General features: G+C 68.5%; 16 protein-coding genes and 1 tRNA gene. 4 read left to right on the top strand and 13 right to left on the bottom strand.

Translation table 11 applies throughout. The features are described from left to right. Nucleotides 1-1,090: 1,090 nt before the first annotated feature. The 4 genes from D452_RS0104800 to rplJ form a co-directional block, all read right to left on the bottom strand. Nucleotides 1,091-4,969, bottom strand: a complete 3,879-nt coding sequence (locus tag D452_RS0104800) for a DNA-directed RNA polymerase subunit beta' (protein WP_017543014.1) — start codon at nucleotides 4,967-4,969, stop codon at nucleotides 1,091-1,093. Nucleotides 4,970-5,003: 34 nt separating this feature from the next. After that, nucleotides 5,004-8,471, bottom strand: a complete 3,468-nt coding sequence (gene rpoB / locus D452_RS0104805; RefSeq protein ID WP_017543015.1) for a DNA-directed RNA polymerase subunit beta — start codon at nucleotides 8,469-8,471, stop codon at nucleotides 5,004-5,006. Between the two features lie 824 nt (nucleotides 8,472-9,295). Beyond that, complete coding sequence (gene rplL / locus D452_RS0104810) at nucleotides 9,296-9,679, bottom strand: 50S ribosomal protein L7/L12 (protein WP_017543016.1); 384 nt, start codon at nucleotides 9,677-9,679, stop codon at nucleotides 9,296-9,298. A gap of 97 nt (nucleotides 9,680-9,776) precedes the next feature. Continuing rightward, the gene (gene rplJ / locus D452_RS0104815) at nucleotides 9,777-10,304 is read right to left on the bottom strand and encodes a 50S ribosomal protein L10 (protein ID WP_017543017.1); all 528 of its coding nucleotides are present in this window, start codon (nucleotides 10,302-10,304) and stop codon (nucleotides 9,777-9,779) included. 374 nt (nucleotides 10,305-10,678) lie between these two features. Between rplJ and D452_RS0104820 the strand changes: the two genes are divergently transcribed. Then, nucleotides 10,679-11,434 carry a hypothetical protein gene (locus D452_RS0104820; protein WP_017543018.1) on the top strand — a complete coding sequence of 252 codons (756 nt, stop codon included), beginning with the start codon at nucleotides 10,679-10,681 and terminating at the stop codon, nucleotides 11,432-11,434. A gap of 114 nt (nucleotides 11,435-11,548) precedes the next feature. Next, nucleotides 11,549-12,388, top strand: coding sequence for a LolA-like protein (locus D452_RS0104825; protein ID WP_017543019.1), 840 nt, complete (start codon nucleotides 11,549-11,551; stop codon nucleotides 12,386-12,388). A 106-nt stretch (nucleotides 12,389-12,494) separates the two neighbouring features. On the opposite strand, the gene rplA is transcribed toward D452_RS0104825, so the two are convergent. From rplA to D452_RS0104850, 5 genes are all read right to left on the bottom strand, one after another. Continuing rightward, on the bottom strand, nucleotides 12,495-13,172 hold the full coding sequence (gene rplA / locus D452_RS0104830; protein WP_017543020.1) for a 50S ribosomal protein L1: 678 nt from the start codon (nucleotides 13,170-13,172) through the stop codon (nucleotides 12,495-12,497). 86 nt (nucleotides 13,173-13,258) lie between these two features. Continuing rightward, complete coding sequence (gene rplK / locus D452_RS0104835) at nucleotides 13,259-13,687, bottom strand: 50S ribosomal protein L11 (RefSeq protein WP_017543021.1); 429 nt, start codon at nucleotides 13,685-13,687, stop codon at nucleotides 13,259-13,261. Between the two features lie 281 nt (nucleotides 13,688-13,968). Continuing rightward, the gene (gene nusG / locus D452_RS0104840; RefSeq protein WP_017543022.1) at nucleotides 13,969-14,787 is read right to left on the bottom strand and encodes a transcription termination/antitermination protein NusG; all 819 of its coding nucleotides are present in this window, start codon (nucleotides 14,785-14,787) and stop codon (nucleotides 13,969-13,971) included. A 227-nt stretch (nucleotides 14,788-15,014) separates the two neighbouring features. Then, nucleotides 15,015-15,269: a preprotein translocase subunit SecE gene (secE, locus tag D452_RS0104845; protein WP_017543023.1), complete on the bottom strand. Its 255-nt coding sequence runs from the start codon at nucleotides 15,267-15,269 to the stop codon at nucleotides 15,015-15,017. A gap of 101 nt (nucleotides 15,270-15,370) precedes the next feature. Further along, nucleotides 15,371-15,443: transfer RNA gene (locus D452_RS0104850), tRNA-Trp, on the bottom strand. Between the two features lie 178 nt (nucleotides 15,444-15,621). On the opposite strand from D452_RS0104850, the gene D452_RS0104855 reads away from it, so the two are divergent. Both D452_RS0104855 and D452_RS0104860 read left to right on the top strand, forming a co-directional pair. Continuing rightward, complete coding sequence (locus tag D452_RS0104855) at nucleotides 15,622-16,830, top strand: pyridoxal phosphate-dependent aminotransferase (RefSeq protein ID WP_017543024.1); 1,209 nt, start codon at nucleotides 15,622-15,624, stop codon at nucleotides 16,828-16,830. Nucleotides 16,831-16,949: 119 nt separating this feature from the next. Next, nucleotides 16,950-17,999, top strand: coding sequence for an adenosine deaminase (locus D452_RS0104860; protein WP_017543025.1), 1,050 nt, complete (start codon nucleotides 16,950-16,952; stop codon nucleotides 17,997-17,999). Between the two features lie 29 nt (nucleotides 18,000-18,028). Here D452_RS0104860 and D452_RS0104865 read toward each other — a convergent pair whose 3' ends face one another. The 4 genes from D452_RS0104865 to D452_RS0104880 form a co-directional block, all read right to left on the bottom strand. Then, on the bottom strand, nucleotides 18,029-18,622 hold the full coding sequence (locus D452_RS0104865; protein ID WP_017543026.1) for a TMEM165/GDT1 family protein: 594 nt from the start codon (nucleotides 18,620-18,622) through the stop codon (nucleotides 18,029-18,031). Nucleotides 18,623-19,024: 402 nt separating this feature from the next. Next, entirely contained in the window at nucleotides 19,025-20,101 is a 1,077-nt protein-coding gene (locus tag D452_RS0104870; protein ID WP_193374212.1) for a UDP-N-acetylmuramate dehydrogenase, read from the bottom strand. Between the two features lie 57 nt (nucleotides 20,102-20,158). Beyond that, entirely contained in the window at nucleotides 20,159-20,587 is a 429-nt protein-coding gene (locus D452_RS0104875; protein WP_017543028.1) for a MaoC family dehydratase, read from the bottom strand. A gap of 15 nt (nucleotides 20,588-20,602) precedes the next feature. Beyond that, on the bottom strand, nucleotides 20,603-21,046 hold the full coding sequence (locus tag D452_RS0104880) for a MaoC family dehydratase N-terminal domain-containing protein (protein ID WP_017543029.1): 444 nt from the start codon (nucleotides 21,044-21,046) through the stop codon (nucleotides 20,603-20,605). Nucleotides 21,047-21,051 lie beyond the last annotated feature (5 nt).

Consider the following 21,051-nt stretch of genomic DNA (forward strand, 5'->3'; position numbering starts at 1 on the left):
ATCGCCAACAGAACCGGAGTCCTCAGGAGCACCCGAGGGCGCGAAGTCCGAGGACACAAGCGAATCGGAGCCCCCGGAACCCCACGAATCACCGGACGAACCGGAGTCCGGGGAGGACCACGGGGCAGCGTCGGTTCCATACGGCTCGGAACCAAGCGAGGCAGCGGAGTCCCGCGAGGACCAGGAGTCGCCGACGGAACCAGGGCCCTCGGGAGCACCGGAGGCAACCCCGGAGGGAGCCTCGGAATCCCTGGAACCAGGGGTCGAGGCCAGGGGCATCCATGCGTCCCGTGCGGAATCGGATCCCAGCGGAGAGCCGGAGTCCCGGGAATCCCACGAGTCGCTGGAGGAACCTGGGTCGCGAGGAGCGCCCGGAGTGTGCCCGGCAGTCGAGGACTCCGAGCCCCCGGACTCCCACCCGTGGCTGGAGAGGGACTCCTGCGGGTTCCACGGGTCCTGGGCGGAGGCGGGCTCCCCCGTCGCGGGAGCGGTGCGCTCACCGGCGGGGGGGGGCCCCCCCCCCCCGCCNGCCCAGCTGTCGTCCTCGGGGGGTAGCGGCACCTCGGCGCTGGCCGCGATGCCCGGGTACCCGGGCTCGCGGACGGCGAGGGGGTCCTCCCCCGGGAAACGGGTCACCGGCTCGTAGGCCGACGTGCCCGCACCCGGGTACGAGATTCCGGGCGCCGAGGGCGGACCGCCTAGAGCGTCCGGGTAGGGCTCGACCATCGCCGGACGCGAGGCGCTCAACCCCGCGTAGCCGCCGCTGTCGGGGAAGACCGCGCCCTCCGCGCTCCCCTCCCCCGGGTTCGCGGCCGCGTCCTCCTCCAGGGGGTCCTGGTACTCCGACTGTGTGCGGTAGCGGTTCTCGCTGGGCTTGAACCAGGAGTCCCCGTCCGCATCGGACGCACGGTTGCCCGGCGTCCCGCCCCCGTTATCAGTCACTTGCCTGCTCTCCCGACAGCGCCGAAGCGCCCTCTCCCCGTCCGCACCGCAGTGTACGAACCGACAACGACGAAACGGCGGCGGGGCCACCCCCGGTGATGGGGGTGGCTGACCACCGCCGTCAGCTCAACCAACGTTCAGGTTGGACCTACCGGTTGTACGGACCGAAGTCGTACTCCTCCAGCGGAACGGCCTCGCCCGAACCCTGACCGAAGGTGTACTCGCTGGGCTCCTCGTAACCGGAGACCGAGTACATCGAGGCCTTGGCCTCCTCGGTCGGCTCCACCCGGATGTTGCGGTACTGCGGAATACCAGTACCGGCCGGGATGAGCTTACCGATGATGACGTTCTCCTTGAGGCCCAGCAGCGGGTCGCTCTTACCGTGGATCGCGTTCTCGGTCAGCACGCGGGTGGTCTCCTGGAAGGAGGCCGCCGACAGCCAGGACTCCGTGGCCAGAGAGGCCTTGGTGATACCCAGCAGCACCGGACGTCCGGCGGCGGGCTGGCCGCCCTCGGACACGACGCGTCGGTTGATCCGCTCGAACTTCGGCCGCTCGACCATCTCACCGGGCAGGAGCTCGGTGTCACCGGACTCCAGGATGTTCACCCGCTTGAGCATCTGGCGGACGATGATCTCGATGTGCTTGTCGTGGATGGACACACCCTGCGACTTGTACACCTCCTGGACCTCCGACACGAGGTGCTGCTGCACCGCGCGCGGGCCCTGGATACGAAGAACCTCGTGCGGGTTGATCGCACCCTGGATGAGCTGCTGGCCGACCTTGACGTGGTCGCCGTCGCTCACCAGGAGCTGCGCACGCATCGGGACCGGGTAGGCGATCTCGTCCGTGCCGTCGTCGGGGATGACGACGATCTTGCGGCTCTTCTCGGTGTCGTCGACCCTGATCCGGCCCTCCATCTCGGAGATCGGGGCCACACCCTTGGGGACGCGGGCCTCGAAGAGCTCCTGGACACGGGGCAGACCGTGGGTGATGTCCTGACCGGCCGAACCACCCATGTGGAAGGTACGCATGGTCAGCTGGGTACCGGGCTCACCGATGGACTGGGCCGCGATGATACCGATCGCCTCACCGACGTCCACCGGCTTGCCGGTCGCCATGGAGCGGCCGTAGCAGGTGGTGCAGACACCGATCTTCGCCTCACAGGTCAGCGACGAGCGGATGCGCACGCGGGTGACCCCGGCGGCGACCAGCTTGTCGATGTTCTGCTCGGAGGTGTCGGACAGCGCCGGAAGGACGAGGTTGCCCTCGGGGTCCAGCGTGTCCTCGGCGATGGTCCGACCGAAACCGGTGTTCTCGACGTTGTGCTTGCGCACGACGACGCCGGCGGCGTTCTTCTCACCGATCTCGTGCCACAGCGAACGGTCCGTGCCGCAGTCGATCTCGCGGACGATGACGTCCTGCGCGACGTCCACCAGACGACGGGTCAGGTAACCCGAGTCGGCGGTACGCAGGGCGGTGTCCGCCAGACCCTTGCGCTGACCGTGCGTGGAGATGAAGTACTCCAGCACGGACAGGCCCTCACGGTAGGAGGACTTGATCGGACGCGGGATGGTCTCACCCTTGGTGTTGGAGACCAGACCACGGATACCGGCGATCTGGCGCACCTGCATCGGGTTACCACGCGCACCGGACTGGACCATCATCCACACCGGGTTGTCGGCGGGGAAGTTGTCCTCCATGTCCTTGGCGACCTCGGCCGTGGCCTGGGTCCACACCTCGGTGAGCTCCTGCCGGCGCTCGTCGTCGGTGATCAGACCGCGGTCGTACTCGCGCTGGATCTTGTCGGCCTTGCGCTCGTACCCGCCGAGGATCTCGGCCTTGCGCGGAGGCGCGACGACGTCCTCGATGCCGATGGTCAGACCGGACCGGGTGGCCCAGCGGTAACCGGCGTCCTTCAGGGCGTCCAGGGTCGTGGCGACCTGGACCTTGGGGTAGTTCTCGGCGAGGTCGTTGACCAGCACCGAGACCTGCTTCTTGCCCACCTGGAAGTTGACGTACGGGTAGTCCACCGGGGTGGCCTCGTTGAAGAGGTACCGGCCCAGCGTGGTCTCCAGGACGTAGACGTCGCCCTGCTCCCAGCCCTCCGGGGGCGTCCAGTCCTTGGGCGCGGGAGCGCCGTCGGCGATACGCAGCCGGATCTTGGCCTGGAGGTCCAGGTCGCCCAGGTCGTAGGCCATGATGGCCTCGGCCGGGGAACGGAAGGCACGACCCTCGCCCGCGGCACCCGCGCGCTCGGTCGTCAGGTAGAACAGGCCGATGATCATGTCCTGGGTGGGCATGGTCACGGGCTTGCCGTCGGACGGCTTGAGGATGTTGTTGGTGGCGAGCATCAGCAGCCGCGCCTCGGCCTGGGCCTCGGCGGACAGCGGCAGGTGCACGGCCATCTGGTCACCGTCGAAGTCCGCGTTGAACGCGGTGCACACGAGCGGGTGGATCTGGATGGCCTTGCCCTCGACCAGCTGCGGCTCGAAGGCCTGGATGCCCAGGCGGTGCAGCGTCGGAGCACGGTTCAGCAGCACCGGGTGCTCGGTGATGACCTCTTCGAGGACGTCCCAGACGACGGGGCGGGACCGCTCCACCATGCGCTTGGCGCTCTTGATGTTCTGCGCGTGGTTCAGGTCCACCAGGCGCTTCATCACGAACGGCTTGAAGAGTTCCAGGGCCATCTGCTTGGGCAGACCGCACTGGTGCAGCTTCAGCTGCGGGCCGACGACGATGACCGAACGGCCGGAGTAGTCGACGCGCTTGCCGAGCAGGTTCTGACGGAAACGACCCTGCTTGCCCTTGAGCATGTCGGACAGCGACTTGAGCGGACGGTTACCGGGACCGGTGACCGGGCGACCACGGCGGCCGTTGTCGAACAGCGCGTCGACGGCCTCCTGGAGCATCCGCTTCTCGTTGTTGACGATGATCTCGGGCGCGCCCAGGTCCAGCAGCCGCTTGAGGCGGTTGTTCCGGTTGATGACGCGGCGGTACAGGTCGTTGAGGTCGGAGGTCGCGAAGCGGCCACCGTCCAGCTGCACCATCGGACGCAGGTCCGGCGGGATCACCGGGATGCAGTCCAGCACCATGCCCATGGGGCTGTTGGTGGTGTTGAGGAACGCCGAGACGACCTTGAGCCGCTTCAGGGCGCGGGCCTTCTTCTGGCCCTTGCCGGTGCGGATGGTCTCCCGGAGCTTCTCCGCCTCCTCGTCCAGCTCGAAGTTGGACAGGCGGTCCTGGATGGCCTGGGCGCCCATGCCGCCACGGAAGTACTTCCCGAAACGGTCGCGCATCTCGCGGTAGAGCATCTCGTCGCCCTCGAGGTCCTGGACCTTGAGGTTCTTGAAACGGCTCCACACCTCGTCGAGGCGGTCGATCTCGCGCTGGGCGCGATCGCGCAGCTGGCGCATCTCACGCTCGGCGCCCTCGCGCACCTTGCGGCGCGCGTCGCCCTTGGCACCCTGCTCCTCGAGCTCGGCCAGGTCGGCCTCGAGCTTGCGGTGGCGCTCCTCGATGGTGGAGTCGCGACGCTGCTCCAGGTGCTGCTTCTCGACCGAGATCCGGGCTTCCAGCGACTGCAGGTCGCGCTCACGGGCCTCGGTGTCCACCCACGTGACCATGTAGGCGGCGAAGTAGATGATCTTCTCGAGATCCTTCGGCGCCAGGTCCAGCAGGTAGCCCAGGCGGGAGGGCACGCCCTTGAAGTACCAGATGTGCGTGACGGGAGCGGCCAGCTCGATGTGGCCCATCCGCTCACGGCGCACCTTGGCACGGGTCACCTCGACGCCGCAGCGCTCACAGATGATGCCCTTGAAGCGGACGCGCTTGTACTTGCCGCAGTAGCACTCCCAGTCCCGGGTCGGACCGAAGATCTTCTCGCAGAAGAGTCCGTCCTTCTCTGGCTTGAGGGTGCGGTAGTTGATGGTTTCGGGCTTCTTGACCTCGCCGTGCGACCACTGGCGAATGTCATCAGCGGTGGCGAGGCCAATCCGCAGCTCGTCGAAGAAGTTGACGTCGAGCACTTAATTCGTCCCCTGCTCTCGAATTCCGCGGAAGTTAGACCTCTTCGACACTGCTCGGCTCTCGCCTGCCCAGGTCGATTCCCAGTTCTTCCGCGGCGCGGAAGACGTCCTCGTCACTGTCCCGCATCTCGATGGACATACCGTCACTGGACAGCACCTCCACGTTCAGACAGAGCGACTGCATCTCCTTGATGAGCACCTTGAAGGACTCAGGGATGCCCGGCTCGGGGATGTTCTCGCCCTTGACGATGGCCTCGTAGACCTTGACTCGACCCACCACGTCGTCGGACTTGATGGTGAGCAGCTCCTGGAGGGCGTAGGCGGCACCGTAGGCCTCCAGCGCCCAGACCTCCATCTCACCGAACCGCTGGCCGCCGAACTGCGCCTTACCACCCAGCGGCTGCTGCGTGATCATGGAGTACGGGCCGGTGGAACGGGCGTGGATCTTGTCGTCCACGAGGTGGTGGAGCTTCAGGATGTACTTGTAGCCGACGGAGATCGGCTCGGCGAAGGGCTCACCGGTGCGGCCGTCGAACAGGCGGGCCTTGCCGTCCTCGTTGATGAGGCGGTTGCCGTCCTTGTTCGGGCGGACCGACTGGATGAGGCCGCTGAGCTCGTCACCGTGCAGGCCGTCGAAGACCGGCGTGGCCACGCGCGAGTTCGGGTCGACCTCGGCCGCTCCGATCGCGTGCAGCGACTTCTGCCACTCCTCCTCGACCCCCTCGACCAACCAGCCGTTCTTGGCCAGCCAGCCCAGGTGGACCTCCAGTACCTGACCGACGTTCATTCGGCCGGGGACGCCCAGCGGGTTGAGGATGATGTCGACGGGGGTGCCGTCCTCCAGGAAGGGCATGTCCTCCTGGGGCAGGATCTTCGAGATGACGCCCTTGTTGCCGTGACGGCCGGCGAGCTTGTCACCATCGGTGATCTTGCGCTTCTGGGCCACGTAGACGCGGACCATCTCGTTGACGCCGGGGGCGAGTTCGTCGCCCTCGTCGCGGCTGAACACGCGAACGCCGATGACCTTGCCGGTCTCGCCGTGCGGCACCTTCAGGGAGGTGTCGCGGACTTCGCGGGCCTTCTCACCGAAGATGGCGCGCAGCAGGCGCTCCTCCGGGGTCAGCTCGGTCTCACCCTTGGGCGTGACCTTGCCGACGAGGATGTCGCCGTCGACGACCTCGGCGCCGATGCGGATGATGCCCCGGTCGTCGAGGTCGGCGAGGACCTCCTCGCTGACGTTGGGGATCTCGCGGGTGATCTCCTCCGGGCCGAGCTTGGTGTCACGGGCGTCGACCTCGTGCTCCTCGATGTGGATCGAGGAGAGGACGTCGTCCTGCACCAGACGCTGGCTGAGGATGATCGCGTCCTCGTAGTTGTGCCCCTCCCAGGACATGTACGCCACGAGGAGGTTCTTGCCCAGCGACATCTCACCCTGGTCCGTGGACGGACCGTCGGCGAGGACCTGCTTGACCTCGATGCGCTGGCCCTCGTGCACGATGGGGCGCTGGTTGAAGCAGGTGCCCTGGTTGGAGCGCTGGAACTTGCCCATGCGGTACGTCTTGCGCGTGCCGTCGTCGGCCATCACGGTGACGTAGTCGGCGGTGACGTCCTCGACCACACCGGCCTTCTCGGCGATGATGACCTCGCCAGCGTCGGTGGCGGCGCGGTACTCCATGCCGGTGCCGACGAAGGGCGACTCGGCGCGCAGCAGCGGCACGGCCTGGCGCTGCATGTTGGAGCCCATGAGCGCGCGGTTGGCGTCGTCGTGCTCCAGGAACGGGATCATGGCGGTGGCGACCGACACCATCTGTCGCGGCGACACGTCCATGTAGTCGACCTCGTCGGTGCTGACCTGCTCGAACTCCCCGCCCTTACGGCGGACGAGCACGCCGGCCTCGGCGAAGCTCCCGTCCGGGTTCATCGGGGTGTTCGCCTGCGCGATGACGTAGAGGTCCTCTTCGTCAGCGGTCAGGTAGTCGACCTGGTCGGAGACCTTGCCGTCGATGATCTTCCGGTACGGGGTCTCGACGAACCCGAAGGAGTTCACCCGGCCGTAGGCGGCGAGCGAGCCGATCAGACCGATGTTCGGGCCCTCAGGCGTCTCGATCGGGCACATGCGGCCGTAGTGCGAGGGGTGCACGTCTCGGACCTCGAAGCCCGCGCGCTCACGGGACAGACCGCCCGGACCCAGCGCCGAGAGGCGGCGCTTGTGGGTCAGACCCGCGAGCGGGTTGGTCTGGTCCATGAACTGGGACAGCTGCGAGGTGCCGAAGAACTCCTTGATGGAGGCGACGACGGGACGGATGTTGATCAGGGTCTGCGGCGTGATCGCCTCGACGTCCTGGGTGGTCATCCGCTCGCGGACGACGCGCTCCATACGGGCCAGGCCCAGACGGACCTGGTTCTGGATGAGCTCGCCGACGGTGCGCAGGCGACGGTTGCCGAAGTGGTCGATGTCGTCGGTCTCGACCGGGCGGAGGCCGAGGACGGTCTCCTTCTCGACCTCACCCGCGTGCAGGCGCACGAGGTAGTCGATGGTCGCGACGATGTCCTCTTCGGTGAGGGTGCCCTGCGTGAAGTCGGTGTCGAGGCCGAGCTTCTTGTTGATCTTGTACCGGCCGACCTTGGCGAGGTCGTAGCGCTTGGGGTTGAAGTACAGGTTCTCCAGCAGCGCCTGGGCCGACTCCTTCGTGGGCGGCTCTCCCGGACGCAGCTTGCGGTAGATGTCCAGCAGCGCGTCGTCGGTACCGGCGGTCGGGTCCTTCTCCAGGGTGTTGCGGATCGACTCGTACTGGCCGAAACGCTCCAGGATCTGGTCCGTGGTCCAGCCCAGCGCCTTGAGCAGGACGGTGACGCCCTGCTTGCGCTTACGGTCGATGCGGACGCCGACGAAGTCGCGCTTGTCGACCTCGAACTCGAGCCAGGCGCCGCGGGACGGGATGACCTTGCAGCCGAAGAGGTCCTTGTCCGAGGTCTTGTCGACGGACTTGTCGAAGTACACGCCCGGGGAGCGGACCAGCTGGGACACGACAACGCGCTCGGTGCCGTTGATGATGAAGGTGCCCTTGACGGTCATGAGCGGGAAGTCGCCCATGAACACCGTCTGGCTCTTGATCTCACCGGTGTCGTTGTTGATGAACTCCGCCGTGACGAACATCGGGGCGGAGTACGTCATGTCCTTGTCCTTGCACTCCTCCTCGGAGTACTTGGGCGGCTCGAACCGATGGTCACGGAACGAAAGAGACATCGTGCCCGAGAAGTCCTCGATCGGGCTGATCTCCTCGAAGATCTCTTCGAGACCGGACTGCTCCGGAACGTCCTTGCGGCCGGCGTTGCGGGCCGTCTCGACCCGGGTCTTCCACGTGTCGTTGCCCAGCAGCCAGTCGAACGACTCGGTCTGCAGGGCCAGAAGGTTCGGAACCTCGAGGGGTTCCTGGATACGGGCGAAAGAAACGCGGTGCGGACCAAGGGCGTTAGCGGAGGCGTTGCGCGAGGCTGCCAACAGGGGTCCTTCCGAAGGCTTGTGGCGGTTGAAGCGCGCACGCCAGACGATCCGTCACGAGAGGGACCGCCGCAACGCGGTTGAGACGGTCACATCGAGCGGGGACGGGCCTTCCGGATTCCAGAAAAATGGAATGGCGGAAGCCGTACACCGACACAGGGATCACCAAAGGGCAGCGCAAAAGAGCAGTGTAGCCGAACACCACACCGCTGTCCACTCACGGTCCACAGCGCCACTCACGACACCGGCAGGATCACCCCTGGAGGGCGATCCGTCAAGCCCGGCATGCCTACACCAGCACCCTCGTAAGGGACCGGCGGTCCCGGGTCGTACCCGGTCGACGGCGGTACCGCCACCACGCACATCCCCGGGGGAAGGCCCTGGACCATCAGGGTGAAACAGCGCGCCTGCCCTGGCCCCACGGGGGATGTGAGCCAACGGACACCCGGAAGGATTCCCCCGCCCCAGGCGGGTAAACACTCTCTCCGGAGCCCTTCAAGATTCCCGGGACGGGAGATTATCGCGTCCCGAGGACAGTTCGCACACGGGGACACGGGGATCCCGCACGCGAACCGCCCCAGCTTCGCACATCACCCAGCTCACGACGGTTCAGACACGGCGTCGTTCACGACATACGGGACGTTGGTCGGCCGTCGGCGGGGGACCTTCGGCCTCCCGACTCGGACCGGAACCTCCCGGTTCCCGACGACCGAATCACGACGCACCACCGGGGCGGCCCCGGGCACGAGAAAGCGGCCGCCCCTCCCCTGGGGGAGGAACGGCCGCTTCACGCAGACCAGCGGGCGACTGGCGCCCGCGGAGGACTACTTGAGGGTGACGGTGGCGCCAGCGCCCTCAAGGGCGGCCTTGGCCTTCTCCGCGGCCTCCTTGTTGACGCCCTCGAGGAGAGCCTTCGGGGCGTTGTCGACGAGGTCCTTGGCCTCCTTGAGACCCAGGCTCGTGAGGCCACGGACCTCCTTGATGACCTGGATCTTCTTGTCGCCAGCGCCCTCGAGGATGACGTCGAACTCGTCCTTCTCCTCCTCGGCGGCCGGAGCGGCACCGGCGGGGCCGGCGGCGACGACGGCGGCCGGGGCGGCGGCGGTGACGTCGAACTTCTCCTCGAACAGCTTCACGAAGTCGGAGAGCTCGAGGAGGGTCATGCCCTCGAACGCGGTAAGCAGGTCCTCGTTGCTGAGCTTCGCCATGATGCGATCTCTCTTTCTCTAACGACACGCGCGCCCAATGGCGCATCGTGCGAGCCAGTGGCCGGGCGCCGTGAGCACCCGCCGTGGTTCATGGGGTTTAAGCGGCTTCCTCGGAACGCTTGTCCGCCAGGGCCTGCGCGAGACGCACAGTCTTGGAGGGAAGCGCCTGGAAGACGGCGGCGGCCTGGCCCTGCTTGGCCTTGAGCGCGCCGGCCAGCTTCGAGAGGAGAACCTCTCGGGACTCCAGATCGGCCAGCTTGGTGACGTCCTCGGCGCTCATCGACTTGCCGTCGATGATGCCGCCCTTGATCACCAGAGGCGTGTTCGTCTTCGCGAAGTCACGCAGACCCTTCGCGGCCTCGACGACGTCCCCGTGGACGAAGGCGATGGCGGACGGGCCCTCGAGCAGATCGGTGATCTGCTCGTCGACGCCGGCCTCCTTGACCGCGATCTTGGTCAGCGTGTTCTTGACGATGCGAAAACGCGCAGTCTGGCCGAGGCTGTTACGCAGTTCAGTGATCTGCGCGACAGTGAGCCCCCGGTATTCGGTCAGCACGGCGCCGTTCGACTCACGGAACTCGTCCGTGAGTTCGGCGACCGCGGCTGCCTTGTCCGGCCTCGCCATGGGACTCCTTCCAACAGTGAACGCTGGTTGATTCCCAAGGGCTCCATGATCGGCGTCAGCACGAGAAAAAGCCCCGAGCGCGAGGCGCACGGGGCACGACCGCGTTCTCAGTACGTGGCTGGCACGTCCCGGAACGGGAAAGCTCTGGTGACACCTGCGCGGGCGCCCATCAATGGGTCCTTGGGTCACCCGAGCGGGTGACGACCAGCGGTCTTCGGCAAGTACCAATACTAGCCGCCGATCGGAGTGCTCGGGCCTCCGCCCGGAGTCCGATCGGGTGATCACGGACACGTGCCGTGCTCCCGCCCGCCCGTGGAGGGCGGAATGACACGATGGGGACCCGAGCCCCCCGCTCCGAAGGAGTCCCCTCCACCGTGGAATCCCCCCGTTCCGCCCTGGCCCTGGCCGGTGCCCTGTCCCTTCTCCTGTCCGGGTGCACGCTCTTCCCCTCCGCCGACCGGCCCTGGTACGAGGAGGCCGACACGGAGGCACTGCTCGACGCCCTGGCCGACGCCACCGCGCTGGCCGACGACTACACGCTCGACGTGGGGTTCGGGCCGCGCTCCGAGGAGGATGCCCGGACGCTGCTCACCTACGAGGTGTCGAGCTCCCCCGCCGCCGTGCGGGCCACACTGAGGACCCCGGAGGGCCCCGAACTGGTGGTGGTCCACCCGGAGGGAGGGCAGGCCCTGCTGCACGACTCCCAGGACCTGCTGGGCGCCCCCACCGAGTGGGTCCGGGGCGACGCCCTGCTCCCCTCGCCCTCCCCCGCCGAGGTGCTCGATCTCGGCTCCCTGGCCGATCTGGTCGGGCTGCTGTCCGGGATGGAGGGCGCCGAGCCCGGCCCCGCCGAGGACGTCGGGAACACCGGGACGCTCCCCCTCCACGGGGTCCTGCCCGCGCTGGCGGACGGCGCCGGGCCCGGAGAGCGGGCCGCCCTCGCGCCCCTGCTCGGCGACGACGTGTCCGGGCACCTGGACGTGTCCGTCTGGGTGGACGCCGAGGGCTTCCCGGTCCGGATGGAGTCCTCCGGCCCCGTCTCGTCGCTGTGGCTGGAGTTCTCCGAGCGGGGCGGGACCAGCTTCCACGTTCCCAACGGCGACGAGGTCAGCGAGCCCGTCCGGGACTGACTCGGCCCCCTCGGGAACCGTTTGCCAGAAATGTCCGTCTGACATGCGAACATGATGACTTACTTGGGCGTCCCCGCTCTCTGACGCGCCCTCTTAGAGAAAGCACACGTACGCGTGAACACCCGCACTCCGGCCCTCATCGCCGCCGGCTCCCTCTCCCTGGTCCTCGTTCTCACCGCCTGCGGTAACGAGGAGCCCGCGGCCGACGGCGACACCACCGAGGCCTCCCCCGCCGGCGCCTCCCTGGACGACCTGCTGGGCAACCTGGGCTCCAGCACCCAGGAGCTCACCAACTACACCCTCGACATGGAGGTCGTCACCGTCGACCCGACGGCCGAGGGCGACGTCACCGTCACCTTCAACTACCAGGTGACGGACGACCCCGCGGCGGTGCTGGCCACCGTGGACATGCCCTTCCTGGGCGAGACCATGTACGAGCTGATGTCCGGTCAGCTCCCCGAGGGCGTCACCGCCGAGGACCTGAGCGCGTCCACCGTTCTCCTCCTGGAGGGCGGCGACACCCTGATGGCCGACCCCCACGGCCTCTACGGCTCCGGCACCCCGTGGCTGCGCGGAGACGTCGAGGAGAACGCGGACCCGACCGAGAGCTTCGACGTCGAGGCGCTCCCGGACCTCGCCGGTGCCTTCTCCGAGCTGGAGGACGTCACCGAGGTCGGCACCGAGGAGATCGACGGCGTCGAGACCACCGTGGTGGAGGGCTCGATGTCCACCGGCGACATCTCCGAGATGACGGCCGAGGAGCGCGGCGCCGTGGAGCAGTTGTTCGGCGGTGGCCTGGAGAGCACCCTGAACACCAAGCTCTGGCTGGACGCCGACGGCTTCCCGATGCGCATCGAGTTCTCCGACGACGAGTCCGACGTCTGGATGGAGTTCTCCGCGCTGGGCTCGACCTCCTTCGAGATCCCCGCCGAGGAAGAGATCGGCACCCTGTAGCACCCCCGGGCACGGAAACGGCCCCCGCACTCCCTGAGGAGTGCGGGGGCCGTTCTCGTGTCACGAGCCTCGGGCCAAAGCGAAGCGGAGGCCCAAGAAGACACAGCTAGGCGTCGAGCGGGATGCTCGGACCCATCGTCGTGGTGACCACGGCCTTCTTGATGTAGCGGCCCTTGGCGGCGGACGGCTTGAGGCGGTTGACCTCGTCGATCGCGGCCTGGTAGTTCTCCAGCAGCTTGGGCTCGTCGAACGAGACCTTGCCGATGATGAAGTGCAGGTTCCCGTGGCGGTCCACGCGGAACTCGATCTTGCCGCCCTTGATCTCGGTCACGGCCTTGGCCACGTCCGGGGTGACGGTACCCGTCTTCGGGTTGGGCATGAGGCCACGCGGACCGAGCACGCGGCCCAGGCGGCCGACCTTGCCCATGAGGTCCGGGGTGGCCACGACGGAGTCGAAGTCCAGGAAGCCGTTCTGGACCTTCTCGACCAGGTCGTCGTCACCGACGATGTCGGCGCCCGCGGCACGGGCCTGCTCGGCACGCTCACCGGTCGCGAAGACCAGGACCCGAGCGGTCTTGCCGGTGCCGTTCGGCAGGTTCACGGTGCCGCGGACCATCTGGTCGGCCTTGCGCGGGTCGACGCCCAGACGCAGGGCGACCTCGACGGTCGCGTCGAACTTGACGTTGGTGGTCTCCTTGGCCAGCTTCAGAGCCTCGGCGGGGCTGTAGAGCCGGTCGCGGTCCACCAGGTTGTTGGCTTTGCGGTGGTTCTTGCTGCGCTTCACGCTGTTCTCCTACGGGAACGTGTGGTCCTAGGGCCAGCGCTGGCCCTGCCACGGTGGTTCTTGCCGTCGAGCAACCCCGAGGGGAGCTACTTGACCTCGATGCCCATCGAGCGGGCGGTGCCGGCGACGATCTTGGACGCGGCCTCGATGTCGTCGGTGTTGAGGTCGGGCAGCTTGGTCTGCGCGATCTCACGGACCTGGTCGGCGGTGATCGAACCGGCGGTGCTGCGACCCGGGTCGGTGGCGGCCTTGTCCAGCCCGGCGGCCTTCAGGATCAGCCGAGGCGCCGGGGGCGTCTTGGTGACGAAGGTGAAGGAGCGGTCCTCGTAGATGGAGATCTCGACGGGGATGACGCTGCCGCGCTGGGCTTCCGTAGCAGCGTTGTACTGCTTGCAGAAGTCCATGATGTTGACGCCGTGCGGACCGAGAGCGGTACCGACGGGCGGCGCCGGGGTCGCCTGACCAGCGGGGAGCTGCACCTTGACGAGTGCGGCAAGTTTCTTCTTCGGAGGCATATCGGGTCCTTTGCCTGATCTGCGTTGTGTGCCGATCCCTGCCTCCCCCACGGCGCCACGGGCCACGGGGACCGCGGTGGAACCGCTGCCGAAGGAGGCTGTCCGTGCCAGGGGCACGGGGTCACGGCCCGTCGGGACCGGACGGACCGGAGCGCGTTCCGCCAGGGTTGGCACCCGGGTGGGACAGCGCGACAGTGGGTCCGTCCCGCGAGGGACGGACCCACCAAGTCTACGTCGCCCGGACAGTGGTCCGGGCGGGTTGTGGGAAAGGCCCCACGGGGTCAGATCTTGGCGACCTGGTTGAACGAGAGCTCGACCGGGGTCTCGCGACCGAAGATCGACACCAGCACCTTGAGCTTCTGGGTGTCGGCGTTGATCTCGCTGACCGTGGCGGGCAGGGTCGCGAACGGACCCTCCATGACGGTGACGGACTCGCCGACCTCGTACGCCACGTCCGAGCGGGAGTCGGAGCCACCGCCGCCGGACCTGGCCTGCTGGGCCTGCTCCGGCTCCTCCTCCGGCTCGGGCGCCAGGAGCTTGGCCACCTCGGTGAGGCTGAGCGGGGCGGGCTTGTTGGACAGGCCCACGAAGCCGGTGACGCCGGGGGTGTTGCGGATGGCGGACCAGGACTCGTCGGTCAGGTCCATGCGGACGAGGACGTAACCGGGCAGGACCTTCTCGGTGACCTGCTGGCGCTTGCCGCTCTTGACCTCGGTGACCTCGTGCTCGGGCACCTCGACCTGGAAGATGTACTCCTCCATGTTGAGGGACTGGGTACGGCTCTCGACGTTGGCCTTGACCCGCTTCTCGTAACCCGCGTAGGTGTGCACGACATACCAGTCGCCGGGCAGGAGGACGAGCTCGTTGCGGAACTCCTCGACGGGGTCGAGACGGGGCAGCTCGGGCTCCGCGTCGGCCTCTTCGACCTCTTCGGCGTCCTCGGTGCTCTCGTCGGCCTCTTCGGTCAGCTGGGGGCTGTCGGCGTCGGCCGGCTCGACCGCTTCCTCGGACAGCTCGCCCGCCAGGCCGGTCTCTTCCGCCGACGACTGATCCGGCTCCTCTTCGGGGAAGTCGTCAGAGGTCAGTGGGGACTCGGACACGGCTGCTCTTTCTCTCGTCGGATTCGCTAGTGCGCACGACGCACGCCGAAAACCGGCCGTGCGTCGAACCCAGTCCTGCCAGCTTACGGTCTCTCCGGGCGAAGCGGGACCAACGCGCGGACGAGCGTGACCGGACGAGGTCCGGTCGGAAGGAACCGGGCGAGGGTGGACACGGCCACCGTCGAGGGCGCCCGAGAAGGGGCGCCGAGCGGGGCTGAACGTCGGAGCTAGGCTCCGGCGGGACGGCCGAAGGTGCCGTAGAGCCAGGTCACGGCCTCACCGAAGGCGAAGTCCATGAGGGAGACGTAGGCGAGGACGATCACGACGAACACCATCACGACGATGGTGTAGGTGACGAGTTCCTTGCGCGTGGGCCAACGGACCTTGCGGAGTTCTCCGACGACCTGCTTGGTGAACGTCACCGGACCGGTACGACGCTTCGGCTCCTTGTCGGGCTTCGCGTCGGCGTCAGTCTGAGTCACCTGGGGTCCTTAGGGTCGCGGGTTGCTTCGTATCCCCGTAGTTCCGTCGCCCTCGCGGCCGGGGCGGCGACGATGCGTCACCCCGACCGCGCGCGGACTTGCAGGGCAGGAGGGACTCGAACCCCCAACCGCCGGTTTTGGAGACCGGTGCTCTGCCAATTGAGCCACTGCCCTTAGCGGAAACTGCGTTCCCCACCATAGCCGGTCCGGAGTGCTGTCGCACACCCTTGTGGATGTTGCGCCCGCACGGCGACCGGCCGACGCCGACGATTGTATGCCCTCACCTTGGCTCCGGACAAACCGGTTCGGCGCCCGCCCGGTGCGGCGAAGTGGCACGTGACACGATGGGGACATGACTGAGCGACCCCGTGTCTCCGCACGTATCAGCGCCATCTCCGAGTCCGCCACCCTCGCCGTGGACGCCAGGGCCAAGGCCATGAAGGCGGAGGGACGACCCGTCATCGGCTTCGGCGCGGGCGAGCCGGACTTCCCGACCCCGGACTACGTCGTGGAGGCGGCCGTGGCCGCCGCGCGCGACCCCCGCTTCCACCGCTACACCCCCGCCGCCGGACTGCCCGAGCTGCGCGCGGCAATCGCGGAGAAGACGCGGCGCGACTCCGGCTACGAGGTGGAGCCCGCCCAGGTCCTGGTGACCAACGGCGGCAAGCAGGCCATCTACGAGGCCTTCGCCGCCATGCTGGACCCGGGCGACGAGGTCATCGTCATCGCCCCGTACTGGACCACCTACCCGGAGTCGGTCCGGCTCGCCGGGGGCGTGCCGGTCTTCGTCGTCACCGACGAGAGCACCGGGTACATGGCCGGTGTCGAGCAGTTGGAGGCCGCGCGCACCGAGCGCACCAAGGTGCTGGTCTTCGTCTCGCCGTCGAACCCGACCGGGGCCGTCTACCCGCGCGAGCAGGTGCGGGCCGTCGGCCGCTGGGCGCACGAGCACGGCCTGTGGGTGCTGACCGACGAGATCTACGAACACCTCGTGTACGGCGACGCCGAATTCTCCTCGCTGCCCGTCGAGGTGCCCGAGATCGCCGACCGCACGGTCGTCGTCAACGGGGTCGCCAAGACGTACGCGATGACCGGCTGGCGCGTGGGGTGGATCATCGGCCCGAAGGACCTCGTGAAGGCCGCGAGCAACCTCCAGTCGCACGCCACCTCCAACGTCGCGAACGTTTCCCAGGCCGCCGCGCTGGCAGCCGTCTCCGGAGACCTGACGGCCGTCGAGGAGATGCGCGAGGCCTTCGACCGCCGCCGCCGGACCATCGTGCGCATGCTCAACGAGATCGACGGCGTGGTGTGTCCCGTGCCCGAGGGGGCGTTCTACGTCTACCCGTCCGTCAGGGGGGTCCTCGGGAGGAGCATCCGCGGCCGGACGCCGAGCACCTCCGCCGAACTGGCCGAGGTCATCCTGGAGGAGGCCGAGGTCGCCGTGGTGCCCGGCGAGGCCTTCGGGACACCGGGCTACCTGCGCCTGTCCTACGCGCTGGGCGACGAGGACCTGGTGGAGGGCGTCAGCCGCGTGCAGAAACTGCTGGGCGAGGCGGAGTAGCCCCCACCGGCACCGACGACGGACGACGCGCCCCGGGCTCCGGCCCGGGGCGCGTTCGCGTCGTGTGCTGTTGGTCATTCCTGGCACGCTTGGTGCCCTTCATACGGCAGGCTTGGTTCATGGAGACACCGACCGCCGCTCGCCGACTGGATCGGCTGCCCAAGGCCCACCTGCACCTGCACTTCACCGGCTCGATGCGCCACGACACGTTGGTGGAACTGGCCGAGGAGCGCGGGGTGCACCTGCCCCAGGCCCTGGTGAAGGAGTGGCCTCCCAAGCTCAGGGCCACGGACGAACGCGGCTGGTTCCGCTTCCAACGCCTCTACGACATCGCCCGCTCCGTGCTCCGCAGGCCCGAGGACATCCACCGCCTGCTCCTGGAGGCCGCTGAGGACGAGCGGGACGCCGGTTCGGGGTGGCTGGAGATCCAGGTCGACCCCAGCGGGTACTCCTCGCTCTTCGACGGGCTGACCGCGACGCTGGAGCTGATCCTGGACGCCGCCCGCGTGGCCGAGCGCGAGACGGGTGTGGCGATCGGCCTGATGGTGGCCGCCAACCGGACCCGGCACCCCCTGGACGCCCGGGCCCTGGCCCGCCTCGCCGCCCAGTACTCGGGCCGCGGCGTGGTGTCGTTCGGGCTGAACAACGACGAGCGCCGCGGCCGGGCGCGGGAGTTCGAGGCGGCCTTCCGGATCGCCAAGCGCGCCGGGCTGCTCTCCACGCCCCACGGCGGGGAGCTCAACGGCCCGCGCAGCGTCCGGGAGTGCCTGGACGAGTTGAACGCGGACCGGATCGGTCACGGGGTGCGCGCCGTGGAGGACCCCTACCTGCTGGAGCGCATCGCCACCCAGGAGGTGACCCTGGAGGTCTGCCCGACCTCCAACGTGGGCCTCGGGGTCTTCGACCAGCTCGACCGCGTCCCGCTGCGCAGGCTCTACCAGGCCGGTGCGCCCATCGCCCTGGGAACCGACGACCCCCTGCTGTTCGGGCCGCGCCTGGTGGAGCAGTACCGGATCGCCCGTGAGGTGTTCGGGTTCACCGACGCCGAGCTGGCCGACCTCGCGCGGATGTCGATCCGGGGCGCCGGGGCCCCCGACTCCCTGAAGAAGCAGCTGCTCTCCGGGGTGGACGACTGGCTGGCCGGCGAACCGGAGCCGTTGGGCGGCTGAACGGGCGTGGGAGGCCCCACCCCGTGTGCTCAGGCCAGGAGCATCCAGGCGCCCTGGCCGAGCATGGCCGCCCCCGCGACGAAGAACAGCACGGAGGCGCCGACCTGGATGGCCCTCTCGGGCAGCTTCTTGCCGAGGACCGCGCCGATCGCGATGGCGATGGCGTCTGCCGCGACCATGCCGACGGTGGAGCCGATCCACACGGGGAGCCAGTGGTACTGGGTCCCCACGGTGATGGTGGCGAGCATGGTCTTGTCACCGAGCTCCGCCACGAGGAAGACCACGAACACGGTCACGAACCCGGAGCGGATGCGGCGGGAGGCGGCCCGCTCCTCGTCCTTGTCGGTCATCTCGTCGCCGCGCAGGGTCCACAGTCCGAAGACCAGGAACGCGAACCCGGCCGCGAGGGTGAGCCAGTCGGTGGGGATGGCCGTGCCGAGGACCTCCGCGATGAACACGCTTCCCAGGTGCACCACGGCGGTGGCGACGGTGATGCCGAGGATGACGGTGAGGGCGCGGTAACGGGTCGCCAGGGACATCGCGACCAACTGGGTCTTGTCGCCCATTTCGGCGATGAAGATGGCACCCGTGCTCACGCCGAGGCCGATCAGAAAAGCTGACATGGTTCTCCTGCTGTCCGGGATGGGCAGAAGGAGGCGGAGAACGCCCCTTCAACCCGGTCGTTTCCTACCGGGTCAAAGGTCTCGTCCGCCCGCTGTACTGGGCTCACACGGCCGGGACGTCAACGTCCAGTGTGTCGACCGCGCGCATTGGGGACTACTCCCCTTCGACACCCAAGACATTACCAGAACCATTGTTGATCGCAATTTATTGATCTGGCGAATTGAATTCTCAGGTTGGCCTGATAAAGGAGTTAGAGGCGCCTAACTTATTTCTTGGGCGTCTTGTCGCCGCTGCGGTCGCCGCGCTGGCGAGGAGGAGGGGTGACGGACGGTGCCCCGCGCCAGGCGTCCGCGGGCGGAGCCGGGAGGGCCCCGGGGCCCGGACTGCTGGTGCCGCCCGGATCAGAGACTGACCCCGAGCAGCACCGGCTCGTTGACCAGGCGCACCCCGAAGGCCGCCTCGACCCCGGCCCGCACCTCGCGGGCCAGGTCCAGGAGGTCGGCCGTGGTGGCGCCGCCGGGGTTGGTGAGGGCCAGGGTGTGCTTGCCGGAGATCCGCGCGGGACCGTCGCCGTAGCCCTTGGTGAACCCGGCGCGGTCGATCAGCCAGGCGGCGGAGAGCTTCACGTTGCCCGCGTCGTCGGGGTGCCCCGGGATCTCGGTGCCGGCCCCCAGGCGCGCGCCGGCCCGCTCGCGGAAGGCCGCGTACTCCTCGGCCGACAGGACCGGGTTGGTGAAGAACGAGCCCGCGCTGCGGGTGTCGGGGTCGGCGGGGTCCAAGACCATGCCCTTGCCCGCGCGCAGCCCGAGGACCACCTCGCGCGCCCGGACCAGGGGCACCCGCTCCCCCGCGTCCACGCCCATGGCGCGGGCCACCTCGGCGTAACGGACGGGGCGGCTCAGCGGCCCCCGGCGCAGCTCGAAGACGACCTCGCACACCACGTACCGGTCGTGGCCCTTGAAGGCGCTGTCGCGGTAGGTGAAGCCGCACTCGGCGTTGGACAGCGTGACCAGCTCGCCGGTGGTGCGGTCCAGGACCAGCACCTCGTGGACGGTCTGGCTGACGTCCTGGCCGTAGGCGCCCACGTTCTGAATGGGGGTGGACCCCACCCGGCCGGGGATTCCGGAGAGGAACTCGACGCCGTTGAGGCCCTCGGCGACGGTCCGCTCCACCAGCGGGTCCCACTCCACACCCGCGTCCGCCCTCAGCAGGACGATCTCCTCGCCGGTCTCCGGGTCGGTACCGGCCTCGGTCGTGGTGACGCCCTGGGAGGCGACCAGGACCACGGTGCCGGGGAACCCGTCGTCGGCGACGACCAGGTTGCTGCCGCCGCCGAGCACGAGCACGCGCTCACCCGTGCGGTCGGCCTCGGTGACCAAGCCGACGAGCTCGTCGGTGGAACTGGCGGTCCGGAAGGCCTTGGCGGGGCCGCCCAGGCCGAGGGTGGTGTGGTCGGCGAGCATCGTGGACACGGGCATACCTCTTGCGGAGAGAACGAACGCGGGTGCGGATGGGGACGGTCGTGGCCCTGTGGGCTACGGGGCCAGGCGGACCACGGCTGTGGCCTTGGCCAGGACCTTGGCGCCGCCGGAGCGGGCGGTGAGCAGAACGGTGACGGTGCCGTCGTCGTTCTTGGCCTTCACCTTGCCGCCGACGGTGATCTCGGCGCCCTGGTCGTCGTCCGGGACCACCACGGGCGCGGAGAAGCGCACCGCGTAGTCGACGACGCTGCCGGGGTCCCCGGTCCAGTCGGTGACGACCCGGCCCGCCTCGGCCATGGTGAACATGCCGTGCGCGATCACGTCGGGCAGGCCGACCGACTTCGCGAACCGCTCGTTCCAGTGGATCGGGTTGAAGTCACCCGAGGCGCCCGCGTAGCGGACCAGGTCCAGACGGCGGACCGGGAAGGCCCGCTCGGGGATCTCGGTCCCGACCTCGACGTCGGCGTGCTTGATCCTGTTCACTGTCTTCCCCGCTTCCTAGGAACCCCGAACGACGAGCATCATGCCCGCCGTCACCACGTGCTCGCCGTCGGCCGCCTCGGCCACCGTCTCCATGGTGATGAGCTCGTTGCCGCCCAGCGCCTTGATGTCGGTGATGCGGGTGACCGTGCTCAGGACGTCGCCCGCCTGGAGCGGGCGGCTGTAGCGGAAGCTCTGGTCGCCGTGGACGACCCGGGAGAAGTCCACCCCGAGGTCCGGGTCGGCCAGGGCCAGGGCGGACCCGGCCATGCCCAGGATGACGGGGAAGGTGGGCGGGGCGATGACGTCGGCGTACCCGAGGGCCTTGGCGGAGGCCCTGTCGAGGTAGACGGGGTTGAGGTCGTTGATCGCCTCGGCGAACTCGCGGATCTTGCCGCGCGTCACCTCGTAGGCCTCGGGGGCGGGGTACTCCCGGCCGAGGTAGTCAGGGTTGATCGCCACGCTCT

The organism is Nocardiopsis prasina DSM 43845, assembly GCF_000341265.1.
GTDB lineage: Bacteria > Actinomycetota > Actinomycetes > Streptosporangiales > Streptosporangiaceae > Nocardiopsis > Nocardiopsis prasina.

Excerpts from the sequence above, each read along its gene's own strand:
- rplJ (WP_017543017.1), bottom strand. The coding sequence starts at position 10,304 with ATGGCGAGGCCGGACAAGGCAGCCGCGGTCGCCGAACTCACGGACGAG.
- rplK (WP_017543021.1), bottom strand. The coding sequence starts at position 13,687 with ATGCCTCCGAAGAAGAAACTTGCCGCACTCGTCAAGGTGCAGCTCCCC.
- D452_RS0104865 (WP_017543026.1), bottom strand. The coding sequence starts at position 18,622 with ATGTCAGCTTTTCTGATCGGCCTCGGCGTGAGCACGGGTGCCATCTTC.
- D452_RS0104870 (WP_193374212.1), bottom strand. The coding sequence starts at position 20,101 with ATGCCCGTGTCCACGATGCTCGCCGACCACACCACCCTCGGCCTGGGC.
- D452_RS0104860 (WP_017543025.1), top strand. The coding sequence starts at position 16,950 with ATGGAGACACCGACCGCCGCTCGCCGACTGGATCGGCTGCCCAAGGCC.
- D452_RS0104855 (WP_017543024.1), top strand. The coding sequence starts at position 15,622 with ATGACTGAGCGACCCCGTGTCTCCGCACGTATCAGCGCCATCTCCGAG.
- rplL (WP_017543016.1), bottom strand. The coding sequence starts at position 9,679 with ATGGCGAAGCTCAGCAACGAGGACCTGCTTACCGCGTTCGAGGGCATG.